The organism is Corynebacterium sp. HMSC14B06 (assembly GCF_001807075.1).
Classification (GTDB): Bacteria; Actinomycetota; Actinomycetes; order Mycobacteriales; family Mycobacteriaceae; genus Corynebacterium; species Corynebacterium jeikeium_D.
In genome coordinates this window covers 82,139-94,397 of record NZ_KV787362.1, presented here as the reverse complement: position 1 = coordinate 94,397, position 12,259 = coordinate 82,139, and the positions used below count along the sequence as shown (strand labels likewise).

11 protein-coding genes and 5 tRNA genes are annotated in these 12,259 nt (G+C 59.4%); 12 read left to right on the top strand and 4 right to left on the bottom strand.

Annotation, left to right across the window (positions count from 1 at the left end; all coding sequences use genetic code 11):
• Complete coding sequence (locus tag HMPREF3130_RS03430) at positions 1-654, bottom strand: mycothiol transferase (protein ID WP_070429314.1); 654 nt, start codon at positions 652-654, stop codon at positions 1-3.
• Between the two features lie 61 nt (positions 655-715).
• Between HMPREF3130_RS03430 and HMPREF3130_RS03425 the strand changes: the two genes are divergently transcribed.
• The 3 genes from HMPREF3130_RS03425 (at position 716) to HMPREF3130_RS03415 (ending at position 4,039) form a co-directional block, all read left to right on the top strand.
• Entirely contained in the window at positions 716-2,590 is a 1,875-nt protein-coding gene (locus HMPREF3130_RS03425) for a DUF294 nucleotidyltransferase-like domain-containing protein (RefSeq protein WP_070429313.1), read from the top strand.
• Positions 2,591-2,597: 7 nt separating this feature from the next.
• Positions 2,598-3,185, top strand: a complete 588-nt coding sequence (locus HMPREF3130_RS03420; RefSeq protein WP_048735364.1) for a 3'-5' exonuclease — start codon at positions 2,598-2,600, stop codon at positions 3,183-3,185.
• Between the two features lie 65 nt (positions 3,186-3,250).
• Positions 3,251-4,039 (top strand): fumarylacetoacetate hydrolase family protein, encoded by a 789-nt coding sequence (locus HMPREF3130_RS03415; protein ID WP_049172137.1) that lies wholly within the window; start codon positions 3,251-3,253, stop codon positions 4,037-4,039.
• Between the two features lie 11 nt (positions 4,040-4,050).
• Here HMPREF3130_RS03415 and HMPREF3130_RS03410 read toward each other — a convergent pair whose 3' ends face one another.
• Complete coding sequence (locus tag HMPREF3130_RS03410; protein WP_016422507.1) at positions 4,051-5,283, bottom strand: isochorismate synthase; 1,233 nt, start codon at positions 5,281-5,283, stop codon at positions 4,051-4,053.
• 56 nt (positions 5,284-5,339) lie between these two features.
• The gene (locus tag HMPREF3130_RS03405; RefSeq protein ID WP_070429312.1) at positions 5,340-6,062 is read right to left on the bottom strand and encodes an SDR family oxidoreductase; all 723 of its coding nucleotides are present in this window, start codon (positions 6,060-6,062) and stop codon (positions 5,340-5,342) included.
• Between HMPREF3130_RS03405 and HMPREF3130_RS03400 the strand changes: the two genes are divergently transcribed.
• Positions 6,061-6,774, top strand: a complete 714-nt coding sequence (locus HMPREF3130_RS03400; protein WP_241482426.1) for a TIM barrel protein — start codon at positions 6,061-6,063, stop codon at positions 6,772-6,774. The two genes, HMPREF3130_RS03405 and HMPREF3130_RS03400, sit on opposite strands and share 2 nt — an antisense overlap.
• Positions 6,775-6,830: 56 nt before the next feature.
• Positions 6,831-8,318, top strand: coding sequence for a glutamate--tRNA ligase (gene gltX / locus HMPREF3130_RS03395; protein ID WP_070429311.1), 1,488 nt, complete (start codon positions 6,831-6,833; stop codon positions 8,316-8,318).
• Here gltX and HMPREF3130_RS03390 read toward each other — a convergent pair.
• On the bottom strand, positions 8,302-9,711 hold the full coding sequence (locus HMPREF3130_RS03390) for a hypothetical protein (protein ID WP_246815102.1): 1,410 nt from the start codon (positions 9,709-9,711) through the stop codon (positions 8,302-8,304). The genes gltX and HMPREF3130_RS03390 overlap by 17 nt on opposite strands.
• A gap of 283 nt (positions 9,712-9,994) precedes the next feature.
• On the opposite strand from HMPREF3130_RS03390, the gene HMPREF3130_RS03385 reads away from it, so the two are divergent.
• The 7 genes from HMPREF3130_RS03385 (at position 9,995) to HMPREF3130_RS03355 (ending at position 12,196) form a co-directional block, all read left to right on the top strand.
• Positions 9,995-10,066: transfer RNA gene (locus HMPREF3130_RS03385), tRNA-Gln, on the top strand.
• Positions 10,067-10,115: 49 nt separating this feature from the next.
• A tRNA-Glu gene (locus HMPREF3130_RS03380) sits at positions 10,116-10,188 on the top strand.
• Positions 10,189-10,218: 30 nt separating this feature from the next.
• Positions 10,219-10,290: transfer RNA gene (locus tag HMPREF3130_RS03375), tRNA-Gln, on the top strand.
• Between the two features lie 39 nt (positions 10,291-10,329).
• A tRNA-Glu gene (locus HMPREF3130_RS03370) sits at positions 10,330-10,402 on the top strand.
• Positions 10,403-10,478: 76 nt separating this feature from the next.
• Complete coding sequence (locus tag HMPREF3130_RS03365) at positions 10,479-11,258, top strand: tRNA threonylcarbamoyladenosine dehydratase (RefSeq protein WP_048735404.1); 780 nt, start codon at positions 10,479-10,481, stop codon at positions 11,256-11,258.
• Positions 11,255-12,040, top strand: coding sequence for a TatD family hydrolase (locus HMPREF3130_RS03360; RefSeq protein ID WP_246815101.1), 786 nt, complete (start codon positions 11,255-11,257; stop codon positions 12,038-12,040). The genes HMPREF3130_RS03365 and HMPREF3130_RS03360 overlap by 4 nt, the downstream gene beginning before the upstream one ends.
• Before the next feature lie 83 nt (positions 12,041-12,123).
• Positions 12,124-12,196: transfer RNA gene (locus HMPREF3130_RS03355), tRNA-Glu, on the top strand.
• The last annotated feature ends 63 nt before the right edge of the window (positions 12,197-12,259 follow it).

Genomic DNA, 12,259 nt, shown 5'->3' with positions numbered 1-12,259 from the left:
CTAGGCAATCACAGTTTTGCCATCGACGGTAGTGATGTGAGTCTTACCGTCGGCGGTGTGCTCGATGAAGTCCGACGCATGTCCGACCTGGCGAAGTACATCGATGATGGTGTCAAGGGGGTATGGGGATGAGCTTCCTGCGCCGTTATCGGAATCATCCCCTCCCAGTCCTGCCACTAGCGCATCCCTCGTAATCTCCGCATGTCCCAGGTGCTGAGCCGCCTCGTGGAAGACATGCACAATCACGCCTTCGATGCTGCCGCACCACCAACGGTCCTTATCGGTAGGAATAACAGCAGGAGCACCAGCGCGGTCCGCGCCTTGCAACTCCACCAGCGCGGATTCAATGGCCGCGCGGTCACGGTGGTAAATCTCCAGCCCTTCCGAAACACTGCAATGAGCAGAAAACCCCCCATCGCGATCACGGACATAATCACGCCCAAGGCAGACGCGCTCGAGCCAGAACCTCGCGGATCCGGTCACATGTCGTAACAGCACGGCCAGGGAGTTAATGGCTGGGATGGGAAGGGTTGCGTTGAAGGTGTCGTCGTCAAGCGTGGCGACGAGTGCCGCGAGCTTGTCCATCCTGCCGAGGATGTGGGCGTCGAGCGGCCATTCGGGATTTATTGAAGCGCTGTGTGTGGAATTGGTCATAAGGTCGAGTATTCCCGCAAATCAGTCCTATTGGGAGCAAAAATAGGGGATAATTGACCCCATGACCGTCGAGCTTGCGGAAATCGCAGACTTCCTCAGCCATACTCGCCCCTTTTCGGACCTCAACGATGAAGAGCGCGCGACTATCCCACCGCTTTTGACCATGCGCTATGCCCGTCGTGGAACGGAGATTATCCGGGCGGGTGCGGATAACAACAGCTGTTTCATTATTCGCTCCGGCATGGTGGATCTCTTTGACCCAGCTGGCACGCTGTTGGACAGGCGAGATGTGGGAGATCATTTCGGCTATTCGACACTGCTGAGCAGTGACCCCTCGCTGTACACGATGACGGCAGTGGAGGACTGCGTATTCCTGGTGATCTCCAAGGAGGTCTTTGACCAGCTCAATGACCAGTTCGTAGAGGTCCGGCGCTATTACGGCGGTGAAAACGCGCGCATTCGCGCAGTGGCATCGAAGCTGCGGAGTACTGCGGCATCGGAGTCGTTGCGCACACGGGTTGCGGACCTGATGGAAACATCGCTGGTGACCTGCAGTGCTGATGCGACAGTACAAGAGGCGGCGCAGATTATGACGGAGCGGAATGTCTCCAGTCTGCTCGTGATGGAGTCTGCAGGCGCCAACCAGAGCTCGCTCGTCGGCATCATCACTGACCGTGACCTCCGTCGTCGAGTGCTGGCAGAAGCCAAGCCGGCGGAGAGTCTCGTAAGCGAAGTGATGACCGGGAACCCGGAAACTATCAGTCCCGACCTGCTGGTCTTCGAGGCCATGCTGCTGATGGCCGAACGCGGTTACCATCATCTGCCGGTGCACGATGGGACGCGGGTGGTCGGCATGATTGTCATTGGCGACCTCCTGCGCAGTCTGCACACCGATTCCGTGTACGCGACGGCGACGCTGGCGCGAAAGAGCGATATCTCCGAGATTGCGGAGATTGCTCAGAACGCACGGCGGATTGTCGGCCGGTTTATTGACCGAGGTGATTCGGGGGAGGAGGTCGCCAAGCTGCTGACCGCCGTGGCCGATGCTGTCACCCGACGCCTGGTGGCGCTTGCGGAGGAAAAGCTTGGGCCGCCACCGGTTAGCTATGCCTTTGCAGTACTGGGCTCGCATGGGCGCGGAGAGATGGGGCTCGCGTCCGATCAAGACAATGCGCTGGTCCTCGCCGACGATTACGACGCCGACGCTCATGCTGACTATTTCGCCGCGCTTAGCGACGAGATTTGCACCAACCTCGACCGAGTCGGTTATCCGCTCTGTCCAGGGGACATGATGGCCAGCAATCCTGCGTGGAGGATGACCAAGTCGCAGTGGCTGCGCACGTTCCACGGGTGGATTACCGCACCGGAGGCGGAGGCGCTGTTACATGCACAGACCTTCTTCGACATGCGAGCGGTAGCGGGCGATGTGCAACTGGTAGAGGAATTGCGCGCGGCCTACCTACCGCTGGCCCAGGGGTCGCAGCGCCTGCACGCGCACTTGGCCAAGCTCTCGGCCTGGCGGGAGCCGCCGCTCGGCTTCTTCCGTGGCCTGGTGCTGGAGAAGGGCGGCGAGCACGCAGAGACCCTGGACATCAAGAAGGGGGGAACTGCTGCTGTGGTGCAGATGGCGCGCCTATTTACTGTGGCGGCCGGGCTGCCGCAGCTGTCCACGCGTGAACGCTTGGCGGCGAGTGCGGGTGCCGGAAGCGTGAGCCGTCAGGGTGCGCAGGATCTGGCGGATGCGTTCGAGTTCCTGTGCACGGTGCAGCTTCATCACCAGCAGGCCCAGTTCAACGCTGGCGAGCAGCCGAATAACCACATCTACCCGAAGCGTCTCTCCAGCCTGGAACGCGAGCACCTGCGCGATGCGTTTGGTGTTATCCGCAAGTTGCAGCAGAGCCTCGGGGCGAAGTATCCCATCCGGGCGATGTCGTGAGCGCGCAATGTTGAAGTTTTTCAAACCCCGCAAGAAACTCTTGGACGCACCTATCCGCGACAATGCTTGGCTCGCGGTCGATGTGGAAACCACCGGTCTGGATCCCTCCAAAGATCAGTTGCTTTCCATCGGTTGGGTTGCCGTCGAAGGCCGCGACATCGTGCTGGAAGAGTCGGGTCACCTTCTCATTCGCCCAGAGCGCGAGGAGGTGAGCGTCGGCGAGTCGGCGACGGTGCATGGGCTTACCGACGACATGGTCGCAACCGGGGTAGAGGCAGAGGTGGCCGTCGGCAAGCTGTTAGAAGCTCTACGGGGACGGAAGCTGCTGGCGCACTACGCGCGGATGGAAGTTGGTTTCCTAGATCCGTTGTGCCGGAAGTACTTCGATGCGCGTTTTGATGTGCCGGTGGCGGACACTATGACACGTGAGTACGACGCGATTCTGCGGGCCAACCGTGAGCCGGTCCGTGATGAGCTGCGGTTGTGGTCACTGTGCGACAAGTACGGCATTCCCCGTTTTAAGGCCCATCACGCGTTCAACGATGCGCTGGCCTGTGCGCTGGTGTGGCTTGCGCAGGAATCCCGCGGAGTTTAGAGCGCAGAGTATAGAGAGTGGGGGTCGTTGCATAATTATCGCAATGTGACGTGTACCCTATTTTTATGCGTATTGCTCGAATCGCCCACCCAGAGGGCATGTGCTTCGCGCTCGTTGAGGGCGAAGGCAGTGAAGTTACTTTGCACGAAATCGAAGGGCACCCTTTCGGTCAGCTGAATAAGACTGGCCGTTCCTGGCCGCTTGCCGACGTACGTCTGCTCGCCCCAATGCTGCCGTCGAAGGTCATCGCTATTGGTCGTAACTACGCTGACCACGTCGCCGAGGTGTTCAAGAAGTCGGCAGAATCGCTGCCGCCGACGATGTTCATTAAGCCGCCGACGGCCGTCATTGGCCCGGAAGCGCCGATTCGCATTCCGGATTTCGCCACCAACGTCGAGTTTGAGGGCGAGCTGGCACTGGTTATTGGTAAGCCGTGCAAGAACGTCAAGAAGGAAAACGCTCACGATGTGATCTTCGGATACACCATCGTCAATGATGTTTCTTCCCGTGACCTGCAGTTTGCCGATGGTCAGTGGGCGCGCGCAAAGGGCATCGATACCTTCTGCCCGCTTGGTCCGTGGATCCAGACGGAGCTGGACTACAACGAGCTGCCGATCAAGGCGCACCTGACTCACGAGGGTGTTACCGAGACCAAGCAGGATTCCAACTCCAACCAGATGATTATGTCCATCCCGGAGATTATCGAGTTCATCACTGCCTCGATTACGCTGCTGCCGGGTGATGTCATCTGCACCGGCTCCCCGGCCGGTACCGCTGCGATGTTCCCGGGTGACCGCATCGAGATTGAGATCCCGGGTATCGGCAAGCTGGCCAACCCTGTGGAGCGGGCTTAAGCTGCCAGGGCTTAAGCGCCCTTAACTCCAAAAGCGCGGAGCACAGTGCCCATCTTGGCGCTGGTCTCCGTGACTTCTTCTTCTGGGTCGGAGTGCGACACAATGCCGCCTCCGGCCCATAGTCGTGCCACGGACCCCTCAGTGTCGATTTCGGCACAGCGAATGGAGACCACGAACTCACCGTCGCCATTCTCATCGCACCAGCCGACAGCGCCCGAGTAGAAGCCGCGGTTGGTCTCTACGGCCTGAATAACGCCGAAGGCGGATTCCGTCGGCGTGCCACAAATGGCTGGTGTCGGGTGCACCACCAGCGCCAAATCCAGCGCGGACAGCGACGGATCCTTCAACCGACCGCGGATATGCGTGGCCAAGTGCCACATCTCGGCGGTGCTCATCAGCTCGGGGCTGTCCGGAACATCCAGCGAACTGCACAGTGGCGCCAAGTTGTCGGCGATGTCGTCGACGACGAAGGCATGCTCGTCTAGGTTCTTGCGCGAGTCCGCTAAACGACGGGCCGACGCCCGGTCCACCTCTTCATTCCGGGACCTCGGCAGCGACCCGGCCAAGGGAAACGCCTCAACGATGTCGCCCGTACGGCGGACCAGCATCTCCGGGGAGGAACCGATGAGCAACTTGCCCTCATAATCGGAACCGGCGGGGGAGAGATCCACGACAAAGCCATCGCGGTTGGGGGATCCGTCGATAAGCCGCGATGCGAGTAGGAGCGGGTCAATCGGGGGATCGATTTCGAGTTCCACGGCGCGCGCGAGCACGACCTTTTCCAGCGCCGAGTACTCGATTGTGCGGATGGCTGCGGCGATGCGCTCAGCGTGCTCGTCGAGCGGGGGATCGTAAGCGACGATGTTGGCGTGGGGCTTCGGTGCGTTCCAACGGTAGTGCGCGGGTGGCTCCAGCGGCTGCGAGGAGCGGATGACTTCCCGGGGAACGGTCAGGGCGGCGGGCTTGTCCAAGTCGAAGGGCAATGCGCCGACTACCATCTTGTGAATGCCCGAGTGCAGTCCCTCGGCCGCGAGCCAGGGGTCGGAAAGCTGCTCTTCAATACCTTGCGTGCGGATGGAGCCGTGTGCCCGGGAGAGCAAAAAGTCCGGAGCGGTGGTCGGGCGGGACGTATCCCAGCGCGTCGAACGCTTCGGAGTCGCTGCAGGGTCGTTCGACGGGTGAGAATTCTCCTGCTTCTCTTCTTCGTTTCCGCCGCCCAGAGAGGGGTGGTTTTCCATGGACATAGCCCTAACCCGCCTCCTCAATCTAAACCCAGTTGTGCTCCAGTTTAAGGGGCAGGCTAACCCCTACCCAAAAAGGGCATACCCGCAGCGGTAATCGTCAGCTGATCGATGACTGCACTCGCCGGCAGATTCGCGGCGTAGAGGAAGGTCTCCGCAGCCTGCGTGGCATCGAACATTGGCTCGCTGCCTGTGAACGTCCCCAATAGGTCAGTCTGCGCATTGCCAATGTCAATGCGCGTTGCCGTAATGCCATACTCGCGTCCGTCCAGGGCAAGCACATGGGTCATTCCGGCAAGCGCGCTTTTCGACGTCGCGTACGCCGCCGTATGGGCTCTCGGTACCTGCGCCGCGATAGAACAGTTGACCAGGATTCGGCCGCCTGCTTGGTCCGCCTTCCCATCACGCCCCGCTTTCATCCGCGCGAACGCCTCGCGTGCGCATAGGTACGAGCCGACCACATTCGTATCGATGACCGCCCGGAAGTCCTCAATGTCGGTCTCTCCGAACTCTGCGGGCGTGCCGGGCAGCCCCGCATTGAGCACCGCAACATCAATGGTTCCCGTAGTCATCTGCGCGTCCTCAAACATCGCACGGACCTGCTCGGGGTCGGTGATGTCACACCTGGAGAAGGTGATGTTGTCCGCTTCGGCGGCAACGGCCTCGAGCGCGTCGATACGCCTGCCGCAGATATGCACGTGCCAGCCATCGGAGGCGAAAGCCAGAGCAATTTCGCGACCAATGCCCGCGCCGCCACCAGTTACTACTACCGTTTTGGTCATGAGCACTATTATTAACTGTTCTACGGTCTACGCACACATGTCCCCGCACGACGCCGTCAACGCCGCGCGTGACGACGGCTACGCGGCCGTGGAATTCTGGTGGCCTTTTGACCTCGCAGTGCCCGCACCCGATGAGGTTTCCGCTTTTTGTGACCTCTTTGACGACAGCCTCGGTCTTTATGCCATGAATCTGTGGGGAGGGGACATGGCAGCGGGGCAGCGAGGAGTGCTCGATACGGATGGGCTGCCCGCGGGGCATCTGGAGGCAGTGAGCCAGATTGCGCGGGCCACTGGGCTGAAATGCTCGAACGTGCTGCTGGGGCGCTCGGGGGAGCTAACGAACTTGCAGGTGCAAAGACTGACTGAGATTACTGCCCAGCTGGAGCTCAGCGGGGTTCGCGCATTGATTGAGCCACTGTCCGGGATGAGCGATTATCCCATTACAGATCCCTGGCAAGCCGACGAGCTAGCGCAACAGACTGGTGCTGGTGTGCTCGCGGACTTTTACCATTTTGCAGCTAATGGCGTCGACGTGGATGCTTGGCTCGCTGATGTGGAGACCGGAAGAGTGAGCCTGCCGGCGCACGTCCAGATTGCCGATTTCCCAGGCCGCGGCGCGCCGGGCACCGGTGAGGCACCACTGCGCAGCTGGGTTGAGCGGCTGCGCGCCGCCGGATACGCCGGCGAAGTGGCCGGGGAGTGGGCTCTGTAACCCTATGCAAACCCTATGCATGCCTGCAGGTGGGAGGGCGGGTATCGTGGGAAAGCATGTCAGATGTTCGCGTACGCTTTTGCCCGTCGCCAACCGGTACCCCGCACGTTGGCCTCATCCGCACTGCCCTGTTCAACTGGGCATATGCCCGTCACACTGGTGGCAAGCTGGTCTTCCGCATCGAAGATACCGATGCCGCTCGCGACTCCGAAGAGTCCTATCAGGCAATCATCGAGGCCCTGAATTGGCTCGGTATTGACTGGGACGAGGGCATCGATGTCGGCGGTCCGCACGGCCCGTACCGCCAGTCGCAGCGCAAGGACATCTACGCCGATGTATTGCAGCGCCTCATCGACGCCGGTGAAGCCTACGAGGCCTTTTCCACCGCTGAAGAGGTTGAGGAGCGCCACAAGGCTGCCGGTCGTGACCCGAAGCTGGGCTACGACAACTATGACCGCAACCTCACCGAGGAGCAGAAGGAAGCCTTCCGCGCAGAGGGCCGTAAGCCGGTGATTCGCCTGCGCATGCCGGACGAGGACATTGTCTTCGAGGACCTCGTGCGCGGTCGTATCGAGTTCAAGGCCGGCCTGGTTCCGGACTTCGTCATTGCTCGCTCCAACGGTGAACCGCTCTACACCCTGGTTAACCCGGTCGATGACGCCCTGATGGAGATCACTCACGTCCTGCGTGGTGAGGACCTGCTGCCATCGACCCCGCGCCAGATCGCTCTCTACGAGTCGCTGAAGCGCATCGGTGTCGCCAAGTTCACCCCGGAGTTCGGTCACCTGCCGTTCGTTATGGGCGAGGGTAATAAGAAGCTGTCCAAGCGTGACCCGCAGTCCAATCTCTTCATCCACCGCGATAACGGTTTCATCCGCGAGGGTCTGCTGAACTACCTGGCACTGCTGGGGTGGTCTATGGACGGCGACCAGGACATCTTCACGATGGACGAGATGGTCAAGGCCTTCGATATCCACGATGTGCTGTCCAACCCGGCTCGCTTCGATCAGAAGAAGGCCGACGCTATCAACGCGGACCACATCCGCATGCTCGATCCGAACGACTTCGAGCAGCGTCTGCGCACGTACCTGGAAAGCCACTTTGACTTCCCGGCCGACTACCCGGCGGATAAGTTCGCTTTCCTGGCAACGCTGCTGCAGACCCGTGTGAAGACGCTTTCCGACGCCTGGGACCTCTCGAAGTTCCTAGTTGTGGAAGAGGACGAGTTCACCTTCGATGAGCGCTCGGCACGCCGTAACTTCAAGGAAGACGCCGTCGCTGTCCTGGAGGCCACCATTGCAGCTGTGGAGCCGCTCAGCGAAGAGGACTTCGTCACCGAGAAGCTTGAAGCTGCACTTCAGAAGGCCCTCATCGAGGACCTGGAGCTGAAGCCACGCAAGGCTTTTGGCCCGGTGCGCGTGGCCGTGACTGGCGCTCAGGTATCGCCGCCGCTGTTCGAGTCCATGGAGCTGCTTGGTCGCAGCCGCAGCCTGGGCCGACTGCGCAAGGCGCTCGAGGTCACTCCTGTTACTGCTGCTCAGTAAAGAGCGCGAGCTGGGCTGAGCGAAGCAGGTTCGTGTAAGAGCCCGCTTCCTTGCCCACCTTCTGCGGGTCGCGGTTCAGCATATTCATGGAGGTTTCGCGGTAATCCTTGACCAGCGACCCCATGTGGTTGTTGAAGAACTCGTGCCAGTCGGTTCCCCAGTGGACCGTGCCGTCCTCGTTTTGCTTGAGCGGTGCGGCAAAGGCGTACACGAGCGGGTAGATGAACCCGTCTGGAATCGCGTAGCCGATGGGCTGGCGGTAGAACTTCGAGTACTTCTGTGGAGTCTTGCCAGTCCGCGGATTCTTCTTATTGGCCTTGTCAACAGCATCAATGCCGCCGAATTTACCGCCGCTTTTGTTGTAGAGATCGGGTAGCTCTGCGTTGATGCGCTCGAAAATATCGATGAAGTCACGCGTGAGGTTCAATGCGCTGCGGACCTTCTCGTTGTAGAGAACGACCTCTTCGGTGCGCTCATTGATGCTTTCAGTGCTGGGCTTAGTGACCTCCGGTGAGCTCATGACATCCTCGAAGCGGTCAAGCAGCTTGGCCTTGCCGGAGTAGAGGCTGGTGGGGGTCGGTGCTTCAATCTGCTTCCCGTCGGCATCCTTCGGCAGGTCAATACAAGACAGCGGAATCCACGCCATAGCGATGACATCGCCCACCTTTAGTCGACCAGTATCGTTGGTGCGCCACTGCACGTTGTCGCTAATTCCCTGAGGCAGAGCATGCTTCAGATCGTCAAAGTAGCCTGCGCGATTGAGCTTTGCTTCCGCCTTGAGCTCCGCATTGTTGTTGCGGGCGGCACAGATATCGAGCAGTGCATCGGAGAAGTCCTGCACAGTGTCCTCGTCCCGAGCACCGGGCACGAGTACCTCTACCGGAACACGGGCATCGAGCTCGGTGAGGCTTTCGTCGGCAAGCAATTCCTCAATTTCTTCCGTACGCTCCGACCAGACCTCCTTCATTTCGGACCACGTCTTGATTTTGCGGCTAGGTGGTGGAGTGAGCTTGCCCAGAACGAATAGTGCGATAGCCAGCGAGTTGTGACCGCCGTCGAGGATGCCTTCGATGCGACGGTTGCTGAAGGTGAAGCGGTAGAGATTGTCTTCACTGGTGAACTGAGTGGAGGCCAGGAGCACACCCTTGGACTTGTAGGCGAAGAGCTCCGGCGTGGTGTCGATGGTTTCCATGATGGCATCGGTGATGCGGCCGGTGCGGGACACGCGTGGGTTGGCGTCGAGGTTGAGGGCCGAGATGATTTTTGCAAACTGACGGATAGTGACAGTGCCGATGACGCGACCGATGGTGCCGTTCATTTGCTCCGTGATGTCGGAGAACTCCAGCTCGAGCGTGATGGGGGCGGTTGTTGCCGTCGTTGTTGGGGAAGTCATGGTGCCTGCCTTTCAGGTCTGGTTTTTTGGTGTGTGTCGGCTGTTTACCAGCCGCTTCACCACGAAGTGTCTCCTGAAGGGCGGATCAGCTTTGAGCTGCGATCGAATGGGCTTTCGATCTGGGACTGCGTTAGTTATATGCACTGCATTAGTTATGCATTAGTTATGCGCACTGCTGAGGTGGGCTGTGGGGAACTCGCGAATTTAAACGAGCCTTTGACCAGGTGATTTGCTCTTGTTAGCGCGAATTGGCTATATTATTCCTCGTTGCGTTCAGCAGCGATGGCCTATGGTGTAATTGGCAACACTACGGTTTCTGGTACCGTCATTCTAGGTTCGAGTCCTGGTAGGCCAGCAGTGAAGAAGTTCATTGTTGAATGTATTCACTAACTGCAAAGTTCTAAGCCCCGTTCGTCTAGCGGCCTAGGACGCCGCCCTCTCACGGCGGTAACACGGGTTCAAATCCCGTACGGGGTACAAAGATAGCGTGAAAGCGCCAGTCTTTATTGGCCTATGGTGTAATTGGCAACACTACGGTTTCTGGTACCGTCATTCTAGGTTCGAGTCCTGGTAGGCCAGCGGAATTCGCTCACTCAGTTGAGTTGGATTAAGTTCTAAGCCCCGTTCGTCTAGCGGCCTAGGACGCCGCCCTCTCACGGCGGTAACACGGGTTCAAATCCCGTACGGGGTACAAAGTTACTCCCCAGTCAGTCGGCTGGGGAGTTTTTGTTTTTTAAGCATCGAGGCGACTATGACCAGGGGCGACTATGACCAGTGAACGTTTCGCACGACTGAAGCTTCTCCTAGGGGAGGAGGGGCTAGAAACGTTGGCTGAATCTACCGTCATGGTTGTCGGACTCGGAGGCGTGGGGTCGAGTTGTGCCGAAGCTCTCGCCCGAGGCGGCGTGGGCAACCTCATCTTGATCGACGGTGATGTCGTGGAGCCGAGCAATCTCAACCGTCAGGCGCTGGCTTTTGTCTCCACGATTGGCCGGGTCAAAGCCGAGGTCATGGAGGCGATGGTTGCCGATATCAACCCGGATTGTACGACCTATGCCCGCCAGATTTTTCTCACACGCGAAAACCTGGCGGAGACCTTCGAGCAGTTCCCGCGTCCGGATTACATCATCGACGCTATCGACGATGTCACCGGCAAGATTGAGATCGCGCAGTGGTGCGCGGAAAATCGTGTCCACCTCATTTCCGCTATGGGCGGCGGAAATAAGCTCGACCCAGCTCGGCTGACTTTCTCGAAGATCAATAAGACTAAGGTCTGTCCGCTGGCGAAGGTCGTCCGTCAGGTGTGTATCCGCCGACGCATTCGCGGTCTTGAGGTGCTGTACTCATCCGAAGAGCCAGTGAGAATTGCGGACAAGGGCAGCGGTACCAAGGCGGAAACCCTCGGTACCATGAGCTACATCCCGCCAATCATGGGGCAAATGCTGGCCGGAAAGGTCATTCGCCGTCTGCTCGGGTTCGAGGAAACCCCGCTGGCCCCGCGCATCGGCGGTCCGGCCGACGAAAACCAGCCACCAACGGAAAAATGATGCGGCTCATCGATACCCACTTTCACTACGATTTCCTGCCACCGGCTTCGCGCGAGTGCTTCAAAGCCGATATTGCGCAGGAAGGCGTGGAGATCATCGCGCAGACAGTCCGCCCCTCCGGATTTGTCGAGCTAGAGCGCGAAAATCTCCCCATGGCCGCAGTCGGCTATCACCCGTGGTATATCGACGGCAACTACGAGCGCGAGCTTGAGATATTTCGCGAGGCCCTTCCACGCACCCGTTTCGTCGGTGAGATTGGCTTGGACTTCGCGCCCCGCAGGCTTGACGACGTTCCCGCCGAGACCCAAATCCACGTCTTCACCGGCATCCTCGATGCTGTCCAAGCTTCGAGCCAGTCGCATATCCTGTCCATTCACACAGTCCGCAGCGCCGATACAGTGCTTGATCTGCTGGAACCACGCTTGGACTCCGACAAAGGGGTAGGGCTCGGTCAGAATCTCGTGCCCATCTTTCACCGTTTCGGTGGCACCAGCGATGAGCTGACCAGGCTTATCCGAGCCGGTGGCTATATCTCCGTCAATCCGCTCATGTTGCGGACCAAACGCGGACGGGCCTATGTGTCGCAGGTGCCCGTCGATAGGCTTTTGCTGGAAACTGACCTTCCGCACGAGCCTGGAAGCGGCTACGCGGCGGAGGCGGTCTCTGCCGAGGTCGTCGCGGCCTTGCGGGACACTGTCGCCGAGGTTGCGGCTCTGCGAAAAATGGATGAAGCGGAGCTTAAAAACGCACTGGCAAAAAATGTGGAAGCACTTGGAATTTAGCGCCTTGACCGGGCGATTTGCAGTTACTATCCACGTCTAGTGTATTGTTTAACAAGTCCGCAGCGCGCGGATGAAAGTTCTAAGCCCCGTTCGTCTAGCGGCCTAGGACGCCGCCCTCTCACGGCGGTAACACGGGTTCAAATCCCGTACGGGGTACAAAGATATATAGAGACAAGAGCCTTCACTCGTAATCGAGTGGAGGCTTTTGTCTTGCTGCTC